This is a genomic window from Pseudomonas sp. B21_DOA, assembly GCA_030544685.1.
GTDB classification, from domain to species: domain Bacteria; phylum Pseudomonadota; class Gammaproteobacteria; order Pseudomonadales; family Pseudomonadaceae; genus Aquipseudomonas; species Aquipseudomonas fluorescens_AO.
Genome location: CP086683.1, coordinates 2,282,522 through 2,301,167 on the forward strand (window position 1 = coordinate 2,282,522; position 18,646 = coordinate 2,301,167).

At 60.4% G+C, this 18,646-nt stretch carries 22 protein-coding genes and 1 pseudogene; all 23 read left to right on the forward strand.

All coding sequences use genetic code 11. The features are described 5' to 3' along the window. Positions 1 to 18: 18 nt before the first annotated feature. The 23 genes and pseudogenes from LJU32_10360 (at position 19) to LJU32_10470 (ending at position 18,621) form a co-directional block, all read left to right on the forward strand. Positions 19 to 1,626 carry a phage tail tape measure protein gene (locus LJU32_10360; protein ID WKV90509.1) on the forward strand — a complete coding sequence of 536 codons (1,608 nt, stop codon included), beginning with the start codon at positions 19 to 21 and terminating at the stop codon, positions 1,624 to 1,626. Continuing rightward, positions 1,623 to 2,216, forward strand: a complete 594-nt coding sequence (locus LJU32_10365; protein ID WKV90510.1) for a hypothetical protein — start codon at positions 1,623 to 1,625, stop codon at positions 2,214 to 2,216. The genes LJU32_10360 and LJU32_10365 overlap by 4 nt, the downstream gene beginning before the upstream one ends. Continuing rightward, positions 2,216 to 2,599 (forward strand): phage tail protein, encoded by a 384-nt coding sequence (locus LJU32_10370; GenBank protein WKV90511.1) that lies wholly within the window; start codon positions 2,216 to 2,218, stop codon positions 2,597 to 2,599. The genes LJU32_10365 and LJU32_10370 overlap by 1 nt, the downstream gene beginning before the upstream one ends. Then, a complete protein-coding gene (locus LJU32_10375; GenBank protein ID WKV90512.1) occupies positions 2,592 to 2,804 on the forward strand; it encodes a tail protein X in 213 nt (70 codons plus the stop codon). Before LJU32_10370 ends, LJU32_10375 begins: the two co-directional genes overlap by 8 nt. 8 nt (positions 2,805 to 2,812) lie before the next feature. Further along, entirely contained in the window at positions 2,813 to 3,835 is a 1,023-nt protein-coding gene (locus LJU32_10380; protein WKV90513.1) for a phage late control D family protein, read from the forward strand. Positions 3,836 to 3,992: 157 nt separating this feature from the next. Beyond that, positions 3,993 to 4,577, forward strand: a complete 585-nt coding sequence (locus LJU32_10385) for a hypothetical protein (GenBank protein ID WKV90514.1) — start codon at positions 3,993 to 3,995, stop codon at positions 4,575 to 4,577. Further along, complete coding sequence (locus LJU32_10390; GenBank protein ID WKV90515.1) at positions 4,574 to 4,756, forward strand: DUF2635 domain-containing protein; 183 nt, start codon at positions 4,574 to 4,576, stop codon at positions 4,754 to 4,756. The genes LJU32_10385 and LJU32_10390 overlap by 4 nt, the downstream gene beginning before the upstream one ends. Then, entirely contained in the window at positions 4,756 to 6,252 is a 1,497-nt protein-coding gene (locus LJU32_10395; GenBank protein WKV90516.1) for a phage tail sheath subtilisin-like domain-containing protein, read from the forward strand. The genes LJU32_10390 and LJU32_10395 overlap by 1 nt, the downstream gene beginning before the upstream one ends. Positions 6,253 to 6,319: 67 nt before the next feature. Continuing rightward, positions 6,320 to 6,667, forward strand: coding sequence for a phage tail tube protein (locus LJU32_10400; protein ID WKV90517.1), 348 nt, complete (start codon positions 6,320 to 6,322; stop codon positions 6,665 to 6,667). After that, entirely contained in the window at positions 6,664 to 6,960 is a 297-nt protein-coding gene (locus LJU32_10405) for a phage tail assembly protein (protein ID WKV90518.1), read from the forward strand. The genes LJU32_10400 and LJU32_10405 overlap by 4 nt, the downstream gene beginning before the upstream one ends. 130 nt (positions 6,961 to 7,090) lie before the next feature. After that, positions 7,091 to 8,979: pseudogene (locus tag LJU32_10410) on the forward strand (phage tail protein). Further along, positions 8,976 to 10,211 (forward strand): DNA circularization N-terminal domain-containing protein, encoded by a 1,236-nt coding sequence (locus tag LJU32_10415; GenBank protein WKV90519.1) that lies wholly within the window; start codon positions 8,976 to 8,978, stop codon positions 10,209 to 10,211. Before LJU32_10410 ends, LJU32_10415 begins: the two are co-directional and overlap by 4 nt. 4 nt (positions 10,212 to 10,215) lie before the next feature. Then, entirely contained in the window at positions 10,216 to 11,265 is a 1,050-nt protein-coding gene (locus LJU32_10420; GenBank protein ID WKV90520.1) for a baseplate protein, read from the forward strand. Between the two features lie 151 nt (positions 11,266 to 11,416). Next, a complete protein-coding gene (locus tag LJU32_10425) occupies positions 11,417 to 11,926 on the forward strand; it encodes a phage baseplate assembly protein (protein ID WKV90521.1) in 510 nt (169 codons plus the stop codon). Beyond that, positions 11,926 to 12,324, forward strand: a complete 399-nt coding sequence (locus tag LJU32_10430; protein WKV90522.1) for a phage GP46 family protein — start codon at positions 11,926 to 11,928, stop codon at positions 12,322 to 12,324. The genes LJU32_10425 and LJU32_10430 overlap by 1 nt, the downstream gene beginning before the upstream one ends. Then, positions 12,314 to 13,357, forward strand: coding sequence for a baseplate J/gp47 family protein (locus LJU32_10435; protein WKV90523.1), 1,044 nt, complete (start codon positions 12,314 to 12,316; stop codon positions 13,355 to 13,357). The genes LJU32_10430 and LJU32_10435 overlap by 11 nt, the downstream gene beginning before the upstream one ends. Further along, positions 13,345 to 13,944 (forward strand): YmfQ family protein, encoded by a 600-nt coding sequence (locus LJU32_10440; protein ID WKV90524.1) that lies wholly within the window; start codon positions 13,345 to 13,347, stop codon positions 13,942 to 13,944. The genes LJU32_10435 and LJU32_10440 overlap by 13 nt, the downstream gene beginning before the upstream one ends. Positions 13,945 to 13,956: 12 nt before the next feature. Further along, a complete protein-coding gene (locus tag LJU32_10445) occupies positions 13,957 to 15,510 on the forward strand; it encodes a phage tail protein (protein ID WKV90525.1) in 1,554 nt (517 codons plus the stop codon). A gap of 1 nt (position 15,511) precedes the next feature. Continuing rightward, complete coding sequence (locus LJU32_10450; protein ID WKV90526.1) at positions 15,512 to 15,979, forward strand: tail fiber assembly protein; 468 nt, start codon at positions 15,512 to 15,514, stop codon at positions 15,977 to 15,979. 133 nt (positions 15,980 to 16,112) lie between these two features. After that, positions 16,113 to 16,901, forward strand: a complete 789-nt coding sequence (locus LJU32_10455; GenBank protein ID WKV90527.1) for a phage tail protein — start codon at positions 16,113 to 16,115, stop codon at positions 16,899 to 16,901. A 98-nt stretch (positions 16,902 to 16,999) separates the two neighbouring features. Then, on the forward strand, positions 17,000 to 17,446 hold the full coding sequence (locus LJU32_10460) for a phage tail assembly chaperone (protein ID WKV90528.1): 447 nt from the start codon (positions 17,000 to 17,002) through the stop codon (positions 17,444 to 17,446). A 111-nt stretch (positions 17,447 to 17,557) separates the two neighbouring features. After that, entirely contained in the window at positions 17,558 to 18,124 is a 567-nt protein-coding gene (locus tag LJU32_10465; protein ID WKV90529.1) for a glycoside hydrolase family 19 protein, read from the forward strand. Beyond that, the gene (locus LJU32_10470; GenBank protein WKV90530.1) at positions 18,103 to 18,621 is read left to right on the forward strand and encodes a lysis protein; all 519 of its coding nucleotides are present in this window, start codon (positions 18,103 to 18,105) and stop codon (positions 18,619 to 18,621) included. Before LJU32_10465 ends, LJU32_10470 begins: the two co-directional genes overlap by 22 nt. The last annotated feature ends 25 nt before the right edge of the window (positions 18,622 to 18,646 follow it).

Sequence of the window (18,646 nt, forward strand, 5' to 3'; positions counted from 1 at the left end):
AACAGGAGTAGAGCGGCAATGGCAGTGAATCAATTTGCGCTAACGAATGCTGACGACAGCAAGGGCCTCGCGCTGGCCAATATCAGCCTGAGCGCAGCGGCGTTGGGAGCAGCACCCGGACCACTTCTCGCCACAGACCAGACGGGCGGCCTGCATCAGGCGTTACTGACGGCCAGCGGCAAGATCAGTCTGCTCACTACGGCGATAGACGCGTTGAACGTGACGCTCGCGGCGCTACGTTCTTTGTCACTGACGTCCAGTGCTGGAGCGAAGGGCGACTCATCCGGCGCGCGCAAAACCGAGGAAAAACCCTCAGCGAATGCTGAGCTTCCAGCAACCCGCAAGTCGGCGCTGGCAATGGATACGGCGGCGGCCGCGCTGAGCAGCGTCGCCGGAATTTCGCGCGAGGATGGAAAGGACGTCGCCCAGTCCAGCCTGATCATGGCCAGCGCCCCGCTAGTAGCGGCGGGTGGCACTACCGGGGTGGATCTGGTCAATGTCGCAAGCGTGGCAGCCAAAGCAGGGCTTGGCAGCCAATACGCCAATGCTTCTGACAAAAAGCTCGAGTTGCTGACCTTTGCCAACGACGTGGCGATCACGGCGGCGGCCTTCAAGCTCCCGGCGATGGAAGTGGCCGAAATGACCAAGGTCTGGCGGACCTCGATGAAGCTTACGCGGGACGAGGCCGTTGATCTGGCGGACGCGGTCAACCACCTCGGCAAGCTGCCTGGGGATGTGCAGTCAGCCGACATCGGTGCAGTCCTGCAACAGTCGGGTGAGTCAGCAGTAGCCGCCGGCCTGCAACCGGAAAAGGCAGCGGCGCTGTCGGCAGCACTGCTGAACGCTGGCGCGAAAAAGGATGATGCCGGCGTTGCGCTGAAAAACATTTCCGATGCGTTGGCTAAAGGCGACCAGGCCTCCGCGGCTGAAGCGGCCGCCTGGCAACAATTGAAGCTTGATTCCAAAGCTGTTGCGCAAGCCTTGCGCGATACCGGCAACCAAGGCTCGCAACAAGGCGCTGTGCTGACGGTGCTGGCTGCGCTGAACGCCAAACCCGTCGAACAACGTACGGCATTGGCCCGCACGCTATTTGCCGACAGTGGCAATGCCGCGCTCGCGCTTTCGCAGAACCTGGCACAGGTCAACGAAGCGTTTTTCCAGGTAACCGATAAACGCCAATATGCGACCTCGGCCCTGGGCGACAACGCCTCGGTGAAAGCGTCCGCGCTGGCGCTCGCCAATACCCAACAAGGGCAGTTGAACATCAAGAATGCGCGAGAGGAGCGCTTGTCGGTCGCCAAAGGCGACGCATTGGCACCCGACATCGAGAAACCGGGCGATACGCATTCGACCGATAAGTTGAGTGAGCTGGCCGAGACCTATCCGAAAACCACCGGTGCCGTTTTGACGGCGGCTGAGTGGGCCAAACCAGTGTTCGACTTCGTTCTCGAATCGGTTGCCGATCAACTCAAGGAGCGTTTAGGCAAAGGCATTGTCGATAAAGCCGCCAGCCGTATTCCTGATCGCTGGAAACCGGCTGGATCAGCGGGTGCCGCTGTGAACTCGCTTACTCAGGGGCGGGGCCCGTCATTGCCAATCGGGCTTCCAGCGCCAGCAACGGGTTGAAGATATTCGAACAGGCAGCATGGCCCAGTGCTCCGCGCCTGGGCGCTGCGGCCGCTGAAATTCGCCCCGTGTCACGAATCATGCCTTGGCCGGTGAAGGCGGCAATCGGCGCCGCCGATGTCGTCGAAGGCGTAGCCAGCGGTGACAAGCGCAAAATGGCGACAGGCCTGGGTGCCGCTGGCGGTGGCTGGGCCGGTGCGGCCGCCGGTTCCGCCATAGGTGCATCGATAGGCAGCATCGGGTTGGCGCCGGGCATGGTGGTAGGCGGCCTCATTGGTGGGCTCATCGGTGGGTGGCTCGGCTCGGAAGGAGGCAGTTGGCTGGGAGAGAAACTGGTTGCGCCAACACCGGACAAGCTCGCTGCGCCCGAGCAGGTCAGTAAAGAACTGACGACTGCTCAGCCTGCAGCGCAGCCGCTGACGTATGCACCGACTGTGCAGGTCTACTGCAGCGATCCCGGCAGCTCGGACAAGATCGGTCTGTTGGTCGCGCAACATCTACAAAACCAATTCATGCAAATCACCCCATTGATGACCAACAACCCTCTTGCCACGCGCCGCGATGCAGCCCTGACCGATGGAGTCGCCTGATGAAACAACAAATGGCACTGGGCAATTTCATCTTTGGCCTGTCGCGCAACTTTGCGTACCACCAGTTACTGCGCAAGTCTGACGGAGGCTGGACCGAGATACAGATCCTCACCAGCAAACCCAAGTCCAGCCAGACCGGACAAAAACCGGAAACCCTGACCATCACCGGCAAGTCGATGTACGCCGTAGCCATGGATCGGCTCGATGAGTTGCGTGCGCTACAGGCTCTGCGTACTCCGCTGCCGTTGATCGATGGGATTGGTCGCAATTGGGGTCTGTGGCGGATCAGTAGCGTTCAGGAAACCCAGACCCAGATCATCGATGACGGCACGGCGATGGTGGTCGATTGGGTCATTGAATTGGCGGAGTTCAACAATGCGTAAGGCACGAAGCGTGGCCGGTGACTCGGTGAATCTGCTGCTCTTTCGGGAAACCGGGCGCAGTGATGACACCGCTGAAGAGGCGCTGTGGAAACTCAACCCGACCTTGGCCGAGCACGGGTCGATTCTGCCCGCTGGCGTCTGGGTCGAGCTGCCGGAACTGGACGTGAAACCTGCGGTGGTCAAAGCAGCGACGGCCTGGGATTAAGGAGGGGCATGGCACTGGGATTTACGCCGGCGGTGAATATCTACGGGGCCAACGCGGCCCTGCTCAATCAGCGTCTGATCAGTTGGGAGCACATTGATGCCGCCGGTTTCGAGTCCGATCAGCTGACGCTGACCATCGATCTGGAGGGCCTTGAAGGGCTGCCGAGTCTGGGCGGAAAAATTGGTCTGCAAGTCGGTTATCGGGAAACCGCAATGATCGATAAAGGCCAGTTCAAAGTGACGCGTCTGACGCCGACACTGTTCCCGTTTCGCCTCACACTGGTGGCCACTGCGGCGCCGTTCAGCAAGGATGATGAAACCGGCTTCAAGCAGCGCCGCACCGTCAGTCATGGGCCGACGACGCTGGGCGGGTTATTTCGCAAGCTGGTAGAACCCCACGGCTTTTCGCCACGGGTCGCGCCTGAAGTTTCGTTGATCCGCATCGAGCACATCGACCAGTCCAACGAGACCGACATGGGTTTTGTCACGCGTCTGGCGAAAAAGTACAACGTCGTGGCCAAGCCTTACGGCGACGTGTATGTGCTGGCGCGGCCCGGGCAGACCAAGTCGTTGTCGGGGCAGATTCTGCCGGACGTGGCCCTGTCGGTTACGCACAACAATCGCCCTGGCGATCACGCATTCATCAGCGCCACGCTGGAAGAATCGGCCCGCGAGCAGGTCAAGGGCTGCAAGACCTGTTTCTGGGATGCGGCGGCCGGGGTGTTGCGTTGGGTCGAGACGGGCGTAGCGCCGTTCAAGACCGTGCGCCAGAAGCAGCCCAGCGAAGCGGATGCCATCGCGGTAGGCGAGGGCGAAGTACGCAAGATGCTGCGCCAAAAGTACAAGGTGAAGATCACCTGCCCGGGCGATCCGCGCCTGGCGGCCGAAGGTCTGCTGTTGCTCGATGCGAGCTGGCCGGACTTCATGCGCGGACGCTGGTCGATCGACAAGGTTACCGCCAGCGGCAGTCGCGAGAACAGCTATCGCTGCCTGATTGATGCGTCGTGCCTGGATCCCAAGGCTGAACAGTAATCCTGAACCGAATGCATATTCCTGTGGGAGCGAGCCTGCTCGCGAAAGGGAGGTCAGCTTCAGCATCGATGTGACTGATCGACCGCTTTCGCGAGCAGGCTCGCTCCCACAGGGACTGCGGCGTTCACTGTAATTTCTCTTACTTCGGAACACCCCCATGAAGATCACCCCGATCCTCACGCAACTGCGTGGGCAATGCCCTGGGCTTGCCAATCATATTTCGGTGGGCCTCGATCTGGCGCTGCTGCAAGGCAACCCGGATCTGCCAACACCTTCGGCCCACGTGCTGCCAATCGCCGATCTGGCCAGCAACAGCACCACCCAAAACCTCGTCACCCAACCGATCCGCGAGCGCTTCGAAATCGTCCTGGTGCTTGACGCGACCGACGCGACAAAAGCGCTGGATCTGTTGCACGACCTGCGCGCCGAACTGTGGCGCGCGCTGGTGGGGTTCAAGCCCGATGCCGACTACAGCGCCATCGTCTACGACGGCGGTGAACTCGCGTCGATCAACAGCAGCTGCGTGTTCTATCGGCTGCGTTTTTATGCCGAGTTCCAGCTCGGCCGCAATCTGCCAAGTCAGCCTGCGGAGAGTTGGCACGAGCGCGAACTGGACGCTTTGTCGTCCTTTACCGGGATGACGGTGCGGGTCGATGCGATCGATCCGGCTGACCCCAATCTGCAACGCCCGGGCCCGGATGGCCGGGTGGAAATGACTTTCTCTGGAGACGTAACCCCATGAGCAACCGCATCACCGTAGTGCCGGCCGCTGGCCGTGTCGTACCTGACCCGGAGGCGGGCGACTTGCTACCTGCCGAAGGCCGTGAAGTGCTGGACAGCGCCTGGTGGCGCCGGCGTCTGGCCGACGGCGATATCACACTCAAAACCGCAAAAGCGGCTAAACCACAGGGAGCCAAATAATGGCGATCGGATTCAGCAACATCCCGGCGGACATTCGTGTGCCGCTGTTCTATGCCGAAATGGACAACTCGGCCGCCAACAGCGCGACCTCGGCCATGCGCCGTTTGATCGTCGCGCAGGTCAACGACAATATTGCCCCGACTGAAGTCGGCAAACTGGTGCTGGTTTCCAGCGTGGCGCTGGCGAAAAGCATCGGCGGCCAGGGCTCGATGCTCGCCTCGATGTACGAGACCTTCCGTAAGGCCGACCCGATCGGCGAGATCTGGTGCCTGCCGCTGCACAACACTGAAGGCGCAATCGCCAAGGGTGTGCTGACTCTGACCGGCACCGCGACCCAGGCGGGCATGCTCAACCTGTATGTCGGCGGCGTACGTGTGCAAGCCACCGTGGTCAATGGCGCCACCGCCGCGCAAGCGGCCACTGCACTGGCGCAGAAAATCAACGCCACTGCCGACCTGCCGGTCAGCGCAGCCGCTGCTGAAGGTATTGTCACCCTGAACGCCAAATGGACCGGCGACAGCGGCAATGACATCAGCCTGCAATTCAATCGCCTGGGCAAGAGCAACGGCGAAGAAACTCCGGCTGGCCTGACCAGTGCAATCACCGCCATGACCGGCGGCGCCGGTGTACCAGATCAGATCGCCGCCGTCGCGGCACTGGGCGACGAGCCTTTCGAATTCATCGCCTTGCCGTGGTCCGATCTGGCCACCCTCAACACCTGGCAAGCGGTCATGGATGACAGCACCGGGCGCTGGTCGTGGGCCAAGCAACTGTTCGGTCACGTCTACAGCGCCAAACGCGGCACGGTCGGCACGCTGGTCGCCGCAGGCCAGGCGCGTAATGACCAGCACATGACCATCCAGGCGCTGGAGCCGGGCGTACCGCAACCGTTCTGGGTACAAGCGGCGGCACTGGCAGCGCGCACGGCGGTGTTCATCTCCGCCGACGCCAGCCGCCCGACACAAAGCGGCAGCCTGCCGGGCGTCGACCCGGCGCCGGCAAGCGAGCGTTTCACCCTGACCGAGCGTCAGTCGCTGCTCAACTACGGCATCGCCACTGCTTACTACGAAGGCGGTTACGTGCGCATCCAGCGTTCGATCACCACCTACCAGAAGAACGCTTACGGTCAGGCCGACAACTCCTATCTGGACAGCGAAACCATGCACCAGTCGGCGTTCATCGTGCGTCGTCTGCAAAGTGTGATCACCAGCAAGTACGGCCGCCACAAACTGGCCTCCGACGGCACCCGTTTCGGCGCCGGCCAACCGATCGTCACGCCAGCGACCATTCGCGGTGAGCTGATCGCGCAGTACGCCAAGCTTGAGCTGGAAGGTCATGTGGAGAACGCCGAGCTGTTCGCCGAGCACCTGATCGTCGAGCGCGACGTGCAGGACCCGAGCCGCGTGAACGTGCTGTTCCCGCCGGATTACATCAACGGTCTGCGCGTGTTCGCACTGCTCAACCAGTTCCGTCTGCAGTACGACGACGCGGCCTGATCGGCGCCGTCGTCGCTAAGCATTCAGCCCACCTCGCGTGGGCTTTTTTATTCAAGGGAGAAACACCATGGGTCAACTGATTGCAGGCACCTGCTACGTCAAGGTCGACGGCGCACAACTGACCATCAATGGCGGCTGCGAAGCCCCGCTGATGGCCGTCAAACGTGAAACCGTCGTGCCCGGTTTCTACAAGGAAACCGACATCGCACCGTCGTTCAAAGTGACCGCGCTGCACACCGCCGACTTCCCGCTGAAGAAGCTGATCGAAGGCACCGATATCACCGTCACCTGCGAATTCAGCAACGGCAAAGTCTACGTGCTGGCCGGCGCCTATCTGGTCGAGGAGCCAGTCTCCAAGGGCGACGACGCCACCATCGAACTGAAATTCGAAGGCATCAAGGGGACCTGGCAATGAGCGGCGCCGTGAAGCTTCAAGTAGCAATCGAAGCCCACGGCGAGCCTCTGACCGAACTCGTCCTGCGCCGTCCGACGGTGCAGGAAGTGCGAGCGATCAAGGCGCTGCCGTACAAGATCGACAAGAGCGAAGAAGTCAGCCTCGACATGGACGTGGCGGCCAAATACATCGCCGTGTGCGCCGGCATTCCGCCGTCGTCGGTCAACCAGTTGGATCTGGCTGACCTCAACACGCTGAGCTGGGCCGTTGCGAGTTTTTTCATGAGTGCGGCGTCGGCGCCATCACCGACCTGATCGCCGTCGCCTATGACCTGGCCTGGTTCTGGAAGGTTGACCCCGAACAGATGATGGCCAGGCCACTGGATGTGCTCCGCGAATCGCTGGAGCACGCGCAACGGATCAATGCGATGCAGCAGGTGCAGTGATGGCAGACGAAGAGAAGAAAACCCCGAAACCGGTGCTGATCACCGGCATCGATGAACTCTCGCCCAAACTCGGCGCCCTGCGCGTGAAGGTTGAGAGTTTCAAAAACAATCTCGAGCAGACCGGCCTCGGCAAACTGGACATCAGTGGTCTGTTCAAGGGCGGCAGCGTGATCACACCGTTCGTGGAAGGGATCAAGTCGGCGGCTGCGTTCCAGGGCAAATTGAGCGAAGTCAGCGATACGGCGAAAACCGTCGAGCTGCCCGCCGCGCCGAAAGTCGCGGCGCAGAACATGAATGTGTTCAGCGCTTCGATGGAAAAGGTTTCGGCTTCGGTCGACGCCGCGCTGGTGCCGGCCGTCGGGGCCTTGGTGGTTGGTCTGGAACCGGTGCTGACTCAGGTCGGCAGCCTGCTCGCTGACAATCCGCAACTGGTCGAAGGCCTGGCGGCGGGGGCGATTGCCTTCTCCGCCATGCAAACCGCGGTCACCGGTATGACCCAGGTGATGGACGTCATGAGCATGGTGCTCAAGACCAACCCGATCATGTTGATCGCCATGGGCATTGCCGTGGCGGCCGGTTTGATCGTTGCCAACTGGACACCGATCAGCGCGTTCTTCACCGGGATGTGGGAAGGCGTGAAAAACGCCGGCGCGAGTGCGATGGCGACGTTGCGCTCGATACTCGACTGGCGACCGCTGGCCGCCCTGGCGGCGTTGTGGCAACCGGTCACGGGATTGTTCTCGGCTATCTGGGGCAAGGTCATGACTGTGACGGCGCCAGTGATCGACTTCTTCAAATCGGTTTTCGCGTGGTCGCCTGCCGGCATGATCATCGAAAACTGGGGGCCGCTGACCGGCCTGTTCTCGGCGATCTGGGAATTGCTCAAGGCCTTGAGTGTGCCGGTGATGGCGTTTCTCAGAAACCTGTTCGATTTCTCGCCGATGCAGATGATTACCGATGCGTGGGGTAGTGTCGTGACGTTCTTCGAACCGATGTTCAGCGGTCTGCGAAAAGTCGCGCTACCGGCGAAAGAATTCCTCGTGTCGCTGTTCGATTTCTCGCCGATGCAGATGATTACCGACGCGTGGGGTGGTGTCGTCACGTTCTTCGAACCGATGTTCACGACGCTGCAATCGGCGGTGCAAAGCACCCGGGACATCGTGCGGACGCTGTTCGATTTTTTCCCGATGGAAATGCTGACCAGTGCCTGGGGTGGGATTGTCGGGTTTTTCGAACCGATCTGGATGGCGCTGCAAACATCTGTGCAGCGGGTCAGAGGCTTTTTCTCCAGCCTGTTCGAGTGGTCGCCGCTGGAGCAGATTGCCCAGTATTGGCAGCCAATCGGTGAGGTCTTTTCGGCGATCTGGGGCGTTGTATTGGCACTGTCCGCGCCGGTCGTGGATTTTTGCACGGCCTGTTCGAATGGAAGCCTCTGGATCAGATCATCGAGAGTTGGGGACCGATCACCGAGTGGTTCGGCGAGTTGTGGCAAAAGCTGCAAACCGTCATCGCGCCGATCAAGGAATTGTTCGAGGGTGGCTTCGCCGGACTGATCGCCAAGGTCACCGGCAAGGTTGAAACTCTCACTGAAGCACAACGCCAGACCAATGCCGAAGGCAAAGGCGAACTGGCGCCGGCGTTCTTCGCTGCCAACCCGGCGCCTGTTGGCAATGGCACACTGCAAAGCGGTTCGTTGCCGCAAACCTCCAGCGCGCTGATCCAGCAAAGCGCTGCCAACAACCGCACGCAACTTGAAGGCGGCCTGACCGTGCGCTTCGAAAATGCACCGGCCGGCCTGCGCACCGAACAACCGCAAACCAATCAACCGGGCCTGGCCGTGTCTTCACGCATCGGCTATCGCTCACTGTCGATGGGAGGTTCCCAATGAACTGGCGTGACCGTTTGTTGCCGGCATCCTTTCGCGGTGTCGGTTTCTGGATCGACCAGGCGAAAACCCCGGTCGGTCGCAAAGGGCAGTTGCATGAATACCCGCAACGCGACCTGCCGTTTTTCGAGGACCTCGGCCAGCAGGCCAAGACCCACGATCTGACGGCGTTCATCATCGGCCCCGATTGCCTGGAGCAGCGCGACAAGCTGCTCAAAGCGCTGGAGCAGGGCCGTGGCGAACTGGTGCATCCGTGGCTCGGACGTCTGCAGGTCAAGGTCGGCGAATGCGACATGACCCACACGCGCCAGGACGGTGGGCTAGTGACATTCGCGCTGAAGTTCTATCCCGACCAACCCCTGCCGTTTCCGACCGCCACGGTCAGTACGCAGAAAGTGCTGCTGGCCAAGGCCGACGGTCTGCTGGGTTCGGCGGTGGCGCGTTTCGAACAGGCGATGACGTTGATCAAGGCAGCGCGGATCGGCATCACCAACCTGCGCAACAGCCTCACCGGGGTTTACGAGGTGATCAAGGAGCAACTGAAACCTTTGATCGAGCAGTACCGCCAGATCACTGAACTGGTCAAAGCCGTGAAGGAATTGCCCAAGGAAGTGGCGGCGGAATTCAAGGGTTTGCTCGGTGATATCAAGGAGCTGAAAGCGTTCGCCAAGGAAGGCTACCGTGGCGTGATTGCCGACGTGTCGCAGCAGCTCGAAGCGATTCGCAAGGCTGATGCGCCGAAGATCACCACGGGCAAGGACACCAATGCCGCAGCGCAGGCCATGGCCGATCTGGTGCAGGACACGATACTGGTCAAAGTCGCGCAGTGGGTCGCGTCGATGCCGGTGGCGAGCACGCCGGTAAAACTGGCGTCGACACCGTCGGTGGCTCAACAGTCGACGTCGCCGGTCAGCCGTCAGGAAGTCCCTGTCAGCGATGACATGCAAGCCCTGCGCGCTGCGGTGACTGCCGCCATTGATCCAATGCTGGCGAAAGCCGGACCTGCGCACTTCCAGGCCATCAACGATGTAAAGGAAGCGCTGGTGGCTCATCTCAAAGCGGTGGCGTCCTCCGGCGTGCGGCAAGTCAGCAAATCGTTTCAGGAGAGCTTTCCGGCAGTGGTCGTGGCCTACAAGCAGTTCGGCGACGCCACGCGAGTCGAAGAGGTGACTCAGCGCAACGCGATCACCCATCCGGGTTTCTCGCCCAACAATGTAAAAGTCTCGCGGGAGTGACGTCATGAGCGAGATGGACAATCACGTCACGCTGACGGTCAACGACATGGAATACGGCGGCTGGAAAAGCGTCGAAATCACCGCCGATCTGGAGCGTCAGTTCCGCACTTTCAAGCTCGACATTACCTGGCAGTGGCCCGGTCAGACCGTAGATCAAAGGATCAAACCCGGCGACCCCTGCGAAGTGAAAATCGGCAAGGACCTGGTGCTCACCGGTTACGTGTTCAAAGCACCGATCCGCTATGACGGGCGGCAGATCAGCCTGACCATCGAAGGCAGTTCCAAGACCCAGGATCTGGTCGATTGCGCCGCCCGCAACCTGCCCAGCCAATGGCAGCAACAACCCTTGCTGACTATCGTCCGCGATCTGGCGAGCGAATATGGGCTGTCAGTGGTCAACGAGATCAGCGAAACCACACGCCTGACCAAACACACCATCGTGCCGGGTGAAACGGCATTCCAGTCGATCGACCGATTGCTCTCGCTGCTGCGGGTGTTTTCCACCGACAACGAGCTGGGCCAGTTGGTGTTGGCCAAACCCGGCAGCGGTGGCCGCGCCAGCGATGCGCTGGAGCTGGGCAAGAACATCCTGTCGGCCAATGCGCCGATGGATTTCAGCCAGGTGTTCTCCGAGTACCGGGTGATCGGCCAGCAGAAAGGCTCGGATGCAAAAAGCGGCGCGGCGGTCAGCGAAGTCGAGTCGACGGCGGCCGATCTGAGTTTCAAGCGGCGGCGCACCACGGTGATCAATGAAGGCACACAGCTGACCTTTGAGTTGGCGCAGCAGCGTGCCCAATGGGAAAGCGCGACCCGCATGGGCCGCGCACAGACCACCACCTATCAGGTGCAGGGCTGGCGGCAGAGCAATGGCGATTTGTGGCGCCATAACACGCTGGTGAAGGTCAAGGATCCGGTGCTGGATTTCGATGGCGACATGCTGATTTCCAAGGTCACCTATTCGTTGTCGGCGCAGGGTTCGGTGACCACGCTGCAAGTGGCCCCGCCGCATACGTTTGATCCTGATCCGACACCCCCGAAGCAATCCCAGGCCTGACGCAGGATCCTGCTGGCGACAATGGCCCCTGTGGGAGCGGGCTTGCCCGCGATAGCGGTCGTGACAACAAATACATTTTTTCCCTGACACACCGCCATCGCGGGCAAGCCCGCTCCCACAGGGTTTGTGTCGACAAAGTCTAAGGAAACCCATGAGCCTACTGACACGCCTGCTGGCGCGCGGCACTGTCGTGCTCGCCAATTCGGCATCCAAGCTGCAATCGCTGCAAATGCGCCTCACCGCCGGTGAAGTCAACGACGACCTCGAACACTTCGAGCCCTATGGTTTCACCAGCCATCCGTTGGCTGGCGCCGAAGGGGTCGTCACCTTCATCGGCGGCGACCGTTCCCATGCCATCGCCCTGGTCATCGCCGACCGTCGCTATCGCCTGCAAGCACTCGCTGCCGGTGAAGTGGCGATCTACACCGACGAGGGTGACAGGATTCACTTCAAGCGCGGGCGAATCATCGACATCGAAACCGCCACGCTGAACATCCGCGCCAGCAGCGCGGTTAACTTCGACACGCCGGTGATAAACCAGACCGGCAAGATCGTCTCCAGCGGTGATCAACTGGCCGGCGGCATCAGCCAGATCAAACACGTGCATGTTGGCGTGCAGGCCGGTAACGGTCAGACCGGCGCGCCGGCAGGAGGCCAGTGATGTTCATCAGCCAGAACCTCCACGCCGCGCTGACCCGTGCCGTGCTCATCAGTCTGTTCACCTGGCGTCGCGCCGCTGATGACGACGCCCTCGATGACGAAGAACGCTTCGGCTGGTGGGGCGACAGTTTTCCCACGGTTGCCGACGATCGCATCGGCTCGCGGCTGTGGCTGCTGCGCCGGGTCAAGCTGACCCGGCAGACGCAAATGGACGCCGAATTCTATGCCCGCGAAGCCTTGCAATGGCTGCTCGACGACGGCCACTGCAGCGCCATCGACATTATCAGCGAACGCCTCGACGCCCAGCGCCTGAACCTGCGCACGGTCCTGACCCTGGCCGACGGTGAACGTCTGGACATCAACCCCGATAACAGTTGGCAGGTGATCTATGCCGTTTGAAACCCCTTCGCTGCCGGTGCTGATCAAGCGCACCCAAAGCGACCTGGCCGGCGATTCGCTGCGCCAGTCCGATGCGCAAGTGCTGGCCCGCACCCTCGGCGGCGCCGCTTATGGCCTGTACGGTTATCTCGACTGGATTGCCCAACAGATCCTGCCCGACAAGGCCGATGAATCGACACTGGAACGCATCGCCGCGTTGCGCCTGAACCAACCGCGCAAAGCTGCACAAGTGGCTACCGGCAGCGTCGGTTTTACTGCAACACCTGGCGCGGTGCTCGACGTTGACACTCTGCTGCAAGCGAACGATGGCCGCACCTACAAAGTCATCGCCGCGCGCACTACGGTCAATGGCAGCAACACCACCACGATTGCGGCGCTGGAGGCCGGCAGCCTGGGCAATGCCGACGCCGGTCTGACGCTGACCCCGGTGCAACCGATTGCCGGGATTGTCGGCAACAGCTTCGTGGTGCTGGCGCCGGGCCTCAGCGGTGGCGTGGCCCGCGAAAGCCTCGAGTCGCTGCGCTCGCGGGTGATTCGTTCCTATCGGGTGATTCCCCATGGCGGTTCGGCCAGTGACTACGAGACGTGGGCACTGGAAGTACCGGGCGTGACCCGTGCGTGGTGCCGTGGCGGCGATGGCGGCATGGGCATTGTCAGCCTGTTCATCATGCGCGATGACGATACGCAGCCGATTCCCGGGGCTGAGCAATTAGCCGAGGTTCAGGCCTATATAGAACCATTGCGTCCGGTGACCGCCGAAGTGCATGTGCTGGCTCCGGAGCAGGTCCCGGTCACCTATAAAATACGCTTGAGTCCTGATACCAGCGCCGTGCGGGCCGCGGTGCAAGCGCAACTGCATGACTTGCACAACCGCGAGGCCGGTCTGGGCGACACCTTGCTGCAAAGTCATATTCGCGAAGCGATCAGTAGCGCCACCGGCGAGTATGACCACCAACTGATCGCGCCCGTTGGCAATGTCGTGCCGACCGAGAACCAGTTGCTGACCTTCGGGGGTTGCATATGGGAGGCATAAGAACTGCGGTGCAATATCAGGCCCAGTTACGCAACTTGCTGCCCAGTGGTCCGGCCTGGGATCCGGAACGAGTGCCTGAACTGGACGCAGTGCTCGTGAGTATTTCCCAGGAGCTGTCGCGTCTGGACGCCCGCGCCGTTGACCTGCAAAACGAAATGGATCCTGCCGGCGTCAGCGAGTTGGTACCCGATTGGGAGCGGGTCATGAATTTGCCTGATCCGTGCCTTGGACAGAAGCCGTTGTTCGACGACCGTCGTCTGGCGGTGCGCCGGCGCCTGCTCGCAGTCGGTAGCCAGACCATAGGCTACTTCGTCGAAATCGCCAGAACCCAAGGCTATCCCAACGCCAGCGTGGCTGAGTTAAGAGCACCACGAATGGGGCGCTCACGTTTCGGTAAAGGGCACTTTGGCAGTTGGCAGGCGCAGTTCATGTGGACGCTCAATACCGGTGGTCGGCAATTCATCGGCCGCCGTTTCGGCGCCAGTTATTGGGGTGAGCGCTTTGGTGTAAATCCCGGTAGCGCCCTGGAGTGCCTTATCCATCGCAGTGCACCTGCGCATACCCGTGTGCACATCAATTATGACTAGAGGTTAAAAAGTATGGATTACCCGAAAAACACCCCCGGTGTCGGGCTGGTGAATGGACAGTTTGTGGACGAGAACCCGGTCGCAGGAACACCTGGGTCTTTGATCCCGGCAACTTGGGGCAATGCGGTTACCCAAGAGATCCTGAACGTGATCAAAGCGGCGGGGATGGAGCCCGAGGAAGATGTTTCAACGCAGTTGCTGCAAGCCATCCAGAGTTTTGCCGCTCATGACTTCAAGAACTCGGTGCGGGTAGCGACCACGGGAACAATTGCCCTCAGCGGTTTGCAGAACATCGACGGTGTACAACTGGCCGTGGCAGATCGAGTGCTGGTGAAAGACCAGGCCAATGCATCGCAAAACGGTGTTTACGTGGTGGCTGCCGGCTCATGGGCGCGCGCCGTGGATGCCGCGCAGGACTATCAAGTGACCAGCAGCTTTGTCATTGCGACCGATGAAGGTGTGGTGAACAGGTCCCGCCTTTGGCAACTGACCACACCAGGTCCGATCAAGGTCGGCACCACTGCGCTGACGTTTGAATTGCTGGCGGGGTACACCGGGGTCGCATCTGGCGAATACCGCAAGGTCATGGTCAATGCACGGGGGCAAGTCACAGCCGGCTCCAATCCGACAACCCTTGATGGCTACGGCATAGTGGATGCGTACACGAAAGTGGCTGCCAACAGCGCATTTGTGAAACAGGGCGGTGGCGCCGGGCAACTTGGCAACACGGTATCCATTGGCTGGGACGGCAAGAACATCTTGATCCAAGTGGACGCTACCAGTTTTGGCAACCTGTGGTGTTCGGCCAACTTTGACCCCGGGACCAAGGCCAACGTCGCGGACGTGTACAGCAAGAGTGCGACGAATGGCTTGCTGGACGCCAAAATCGCTTCGGATACATGTTCTGTGGCCGGTTTCGCAGGTGGGAACTCCGCTTCTCCTTATATGCGAAACAAGAACAGCAACGAAGTCGTGATGCTGGCGAAAAGTGCCTCGACGCTTGCGGGCTATGGCATCACGGATGGGATGACGCGTGCCGAGATTACCGGCCAGGTCAGTGCTCGGGTGCTCAGTGACGGCATTACTTGGGCAGGGTTTGCCAGTAATGATCCGAATCAGCCCTATATGCGGCGTACTTCCGATAACGGCGTCTATCTTTTGCAGCCTCGTCTGGGGTTCACACCGGTTCGCCAGGGCGGAGGAAACTTCCAGTCGAACAATACGGTAATGATCGGCTGGGCGGCCGACGGTACGTCTCTGCGAGCACAAGTCGATGCAACTGATTTGGGCAGCATCTGGACCGACGGCATCGGTAATGCCAAAGCGGTCGCTGCGCAATCAACCGCCGAAGCAGGAGTGGTCGGTTCTTATGCGTTGTTAGTCGTTGGCGGAGGAGGCGCTACAGGGCCGGGCGCACTTGCTGCCGGCGTCAACTGCCGGTTCACGGCCACCGACGGTTCTGCCTGGGGCGGCGCACCTGCCGGCACTTGGCGAATCATGGGGGCAATCCGAAATGCCGACGGTGCCAGCCCTGACTCAACTGTTCTATGCCTGAGGGTTTATTGAAATGATGACAATTCTGAGTGCGCGTCAGCCCTGCTGGAACGACGTGGAACATACCTCGTTGAACCTGTTGGTAACTTTCGAAGAGACCAGAGAATCATTGGGTGAAGTACCTTTTACGGCTTCGCCGAACGATCCGGAGCGTCACGGTCGAGAATTGTTTGAACGGGCAGCTGCTCTGGAATACGGCGACATTGCCGAACCCGACGAAGAACAACTGAAAGATGCAATGCGTATGAAATCTTCCGCGCTCTCGGCGCTGGCTTCATCGATGATCGCAAAGTTGCAGGGTGACTTGAGCACTCTGCAGGACTCCGAGGCGCTGGGCATGGCCACAGATGAGGAAATCACGCAGTTGCCATTGACTCAGGCAAAACTTGATCTCTGGAGAAAGTACCGGGTACTGCTTTCAAGAGTCGAAAGCCAGCCCGCTTTTCCTCGCGCGGTCGATTGGCCACCGCAGCCTGATTGAATGTTTGGTGCATGAGCCGAGTACATGGCCCTTAGAATGCTGCACAGCATTTTTGCTACTTGCAGAGCGGTCGCAAGACCGGGCCGGCTGCGTGCACTCTCGGCGTCGAATGAATAACAGCCGGAGACTAAAAATGGATTATCCAAAGAGTGTGCCCAATATCGGACTGGTCAATGGCAGGTTCGTGGATGAAAACCTTGCAAGCGGAGCGCCGGGCTCGCTGATTCCTGCTGTGTGGGGTAATGGCGTAACGCAGGAAATTCTGAGTGTTGTGCAGGCGGCAGGTCTAACGCCGGACGAGACGACCAATGATCAATTGCTGGGCGCACTTCGCAGTCCGGCGCTGTTTTTGACTGCTGCCCAGTTTGATAAAGGTCGGTCAGTGGCCACTGCGGAGTTTGTTCAGCGTGCGTTGGGCAATTACGCAAGTGCACGGGGAATATCCGCCGCAACGCAACTATCGATCGCTGATATCGGCTGCTCGATCGGAATGGGCGGGACCGTTACCTATACCGTTACCCTGCCTGACGTCGCCTCGGTACCTGATGGTGCGAGTATTGGCCTGCACTGCCGCAACAGCGCACCGGTCACGGTTGCGAGTAAGTCCGGTGCACAGATCAGCCCCCAAGGCGCCTATCTGACCTCGATTGTGATGAACAGCGGGGAGAGCGCCAACTTTGTCAAAGAGAGCGGCATCTGGACTGTTTACGGTACCGCCAGTTTGAAATATGCCGCGCTGTTTTCCGGAATGGTCAGCAATCCCGGGTATCAAAAACACGCCAGTGGCAACATCGATCAGTGGGGCACGGGGATATCGAACGCCGAGGGGGATGTCTACGTGACATTTCCGATGACGTTTCCCAAGGCATATTTCTCGCTGGTGGCGACACATACGGGGGCGATGCGGCGATGGTTGCGGTAACGGCGTACAGCGCAAAGGGCTGCACACTGAGAATTCGCAATGCTGCTGGTCAAGTCAGCGCCGGTTGGTCGGTGAATTATTTTGCAAAGGGCTACTGAATGAACCCCTTCACCGTTTTATTCAGCGCCAGCACCAAGGGCGCGTATGTGCCGGGTATCAATTCGACGGATATTCCCGATGACGTAATCGAGATTCCTCAGGGCTACTGGATCTCATTACTGCAACAGTTGGCGGTTACGCCAAAAATGATTGGCGTGAGCGAGGCTAACGGCTACCCGATTCTGGTCGATCCACCGCCACCCTCGCCGGATGCAGCCGCTGACGCCGAGCGCGCCTGGCGCACGGCCCAGCTGGCCGCCACTGACGGTTTGGTGGCGCGTGACCGGGACGAACTTGAGGACGGCGGCGGTACCACGCTGACTACCGAGCAATACACACAATTGCAAGTCTATCGTCGTGAGTTGCGTGACTGGCCGCAGGGATCATTTTTTCCGTTCAGCGAGTATCGGCCGTTGGCTCCGGGGTGGTTGGCTGCTGCAATCTGAAGCAGCTTGATCAAGGCTCTATTGCCTGAAAACTTCAGAAAGAAATGGCTGGCAAGCATCAGCCGTCAACCGTGATTCAATCGGGGCAACATCCAGGGAGGATCAAGCATCATGCAATTAACTGAAAAACACCTTATCGACATCATGCCCAACGCCCGCTCCCAAGCGGGCGTTTTTGTTTCGGCACTCAACGCCGCCATGGCCAGGCATCGCATCGATACGCCCAAGCGCATCGCCGCGTTTCTGGCACAGGTCGGCCACGAGTCGGGCCAATTGCGTTACGTGCGCGAACTGGGCAACAACCAATACCTGAGCAAATACGACACCGGCACGCTGGCGCTGCGTCTGGGCAATACGCCCGAGGCGGATGGCGACGGGCAAAAGTACCGAGGGCGTGGACTCATTCAAATCACCGGTCGCGCCAACTATCGCCAGTGTAGCCTCGGCTTGTTTGGCGATGAGCGTCTGTTGGCATTGCCCGAGTTGCTCGAACAACCGCAGTGGGCGGCCGAATCGGCGGCATGGTTCTGGGCGCAGAAGGGCCTGAACGAGCTGGCCGACGCGGACCAGTTCAACACCATCACCCGGCGTATCAACGGTGGGTTGAACGGTTTGCAGGATCGTCTGGAAATCTGGGGGCGGGCGAGGGCGGTACTATGTCCGGCTCCTGGCGGGTGATTGGTCTGTTGTTGCTGGTGGCCGGAGCTTTCGTCGCGGCGTGGCAGTTTCAGGACTGGCGCTACGGGCGGCAATTGGCCGAACAGGCGCGGTTAAACGCCGAGACGCAGAATCAACTCACCCAGACCGCCTTGAGCGCGCAGCAGGCCGAGCAGGATAAACGCCTGGCCCTGGAGCAACGGCTCGCGGCGAGTGAACAAACCCATTATCGAGCGCTGAGCGATGCCCAACGTGATCAGGATCGCCTGCGCGATCGCCTTGCTACTGCCGATGTGCGGCTGTCAGTCCTTCTCGACGCCGGCGACGTTGCCCACGGCTGCGCGGTGCCAGCCACCGCCGGCACCGGCGGCGTGGATTCTGCAACCGTACGCGCCCGACTTGACCCGGCGCATGCTCAACGAATTATCGCCATCACCGACACCGGGGACCGTGGATTGATCGCTTTGCAGGCTTGTCAGGCCTACGTCAGAGCGTTGGCGCCCGAACATTTTGAATGATTCTGTGTATTGAAAGCGCGTCCGG

Coding starts and splice junctions, on each gene's coding strand:
- LJU32_10425 (WKV90521.1), top strand. CDS start 11,417: ATGAGCCTACTGACACGCCTGCTGGCGCGCGGCACTGTCGTGCTCGCC.
- LJU32_10405 (WKV90518.1), top strand. CDS start 6,664: ATGAGCGGCGCCGTGAAGCTTCAAGTAGCAATCGAAGCCCACGGCGAG.
- LJU32_10380 (WKV90513.1), top strand. CDS start 2,813: ATGGCACTGGGATTTACGCCGGCGGTGAATATCTACGGGGCCAACGCG.
- LJU32_10385 (WKV90514.1), top strand. CDS start 3,993: ATGAAGATCACCCCGATCCTCACGCAACTGCGTGGGCAATGCCCTGGG.
- LJU32_10390 (WKV90515.1), top strand. CDS start 4,574: ATGAGCAACCGCATCACCGTAGTGCCGGCCGCTGGCCGTGTCGTACCT.
- LJU32_10400 (WKV90517.1), top strand. CDS start 6,320: ATGGGTCAACTGATTGCAGGCACCTGCTACGTCAAGGTCGACGGCGCA.
- LJU32_10450 (WKV90526.1), top strand. CDS start 15,512: ATGATGACAATTCTGAGTGCGCGTCAGCCCTGCTGGAACGACGTGGAA.
- LJU32_10375 (WKV90512.1), top strand. CDS start 2,592: ATGCGTAAGGCACGAAGCGTGGCCGGTGACTCGGTGAATCTGCTGCTC.
- LJU32_10465 (WKV90529.1), top strand. CDS start 17,558: ATGCAATTAACTGAAAAACACCTTATCGACATCATGCCCAACGCCCGC.
- LJU32_10455 (WKV90527.1), top strand. CDS start 16,113: ATGGATTATCCAAAGAGTGTGCCCAATATCGGACTGGTCAATGGCAGG.
- LJU32_10460 (WKV90528.1), top strand. CDS start 17,000: ATGAACCCCTTCACCGTTTTATTCAGCGCCAGCACCAAGGGCGCGTAT.
- LJU32_10435 (WKV90523.1), top strand. CDS start 12,314: ATGCCGTTTGAAACCCCTTCGCTGCCGGTGCTGATCAAGCGCACCCAA.
- LJU32_10440 (WKV90524.1), top strand. CDS start 13,345: ATGGGAGGCATAAGAACTGCGGTGCAATATCAGGCCCAGTTACGCAAC.
- LJU32_10395 (WKV90516.1), top strand. CDS start 4,756: ATGGCGATCGGATTCAGCAACATCCCGGCGGACATTCGTGTGCCGCTG.
- LJU32_10430 (WKV90522.1), top strand. CDS start 11,926: ATGTTCATCAGCCAGAACCTCCACGCCGCGCTGACCCGTGCCGTGCTC.
- LJU32_10445 (WKV90525.1), top strand. CDS start 13,957: ATGGATTACCCGAAAAACACCCCCGGTGTCGGGCTGGTGAATGGACAG.
- LJU32_10415 (WKV90519.1), top strand. CDS start 8,976: ATGAACTGGCGTGACCGTTTGTTGCCGGCATCCTTTCGCGGTGTCGGT.
- LJU32_10360 (WKV90509.1), top strand. CDS start 19: ATGGCAGTGAATCAATTTGCGCTAACGAATGCTGACGACAGCAAGGGC.
- LJU32_10370 (WKV90511.1), top strand. CDS start 2,216: ATGAAACAACAAATGGCACTGGGCAATTTCATCTTTGGCCTGTCGCGC.
- LJU32_10470 (WKV90530.1), top strand. CDS start 18,103: ATGTCCGGCTCCTGGCGGGTGATTGGTCTGTTGTTGCTGGTGGCCGGA.
- LJU32_10420 (WKV90520.1), top strand. CDS start 10,216: ATGAGCGAGATGGACAATCACGTCACGCTGACGGTCAACGACATGGAA.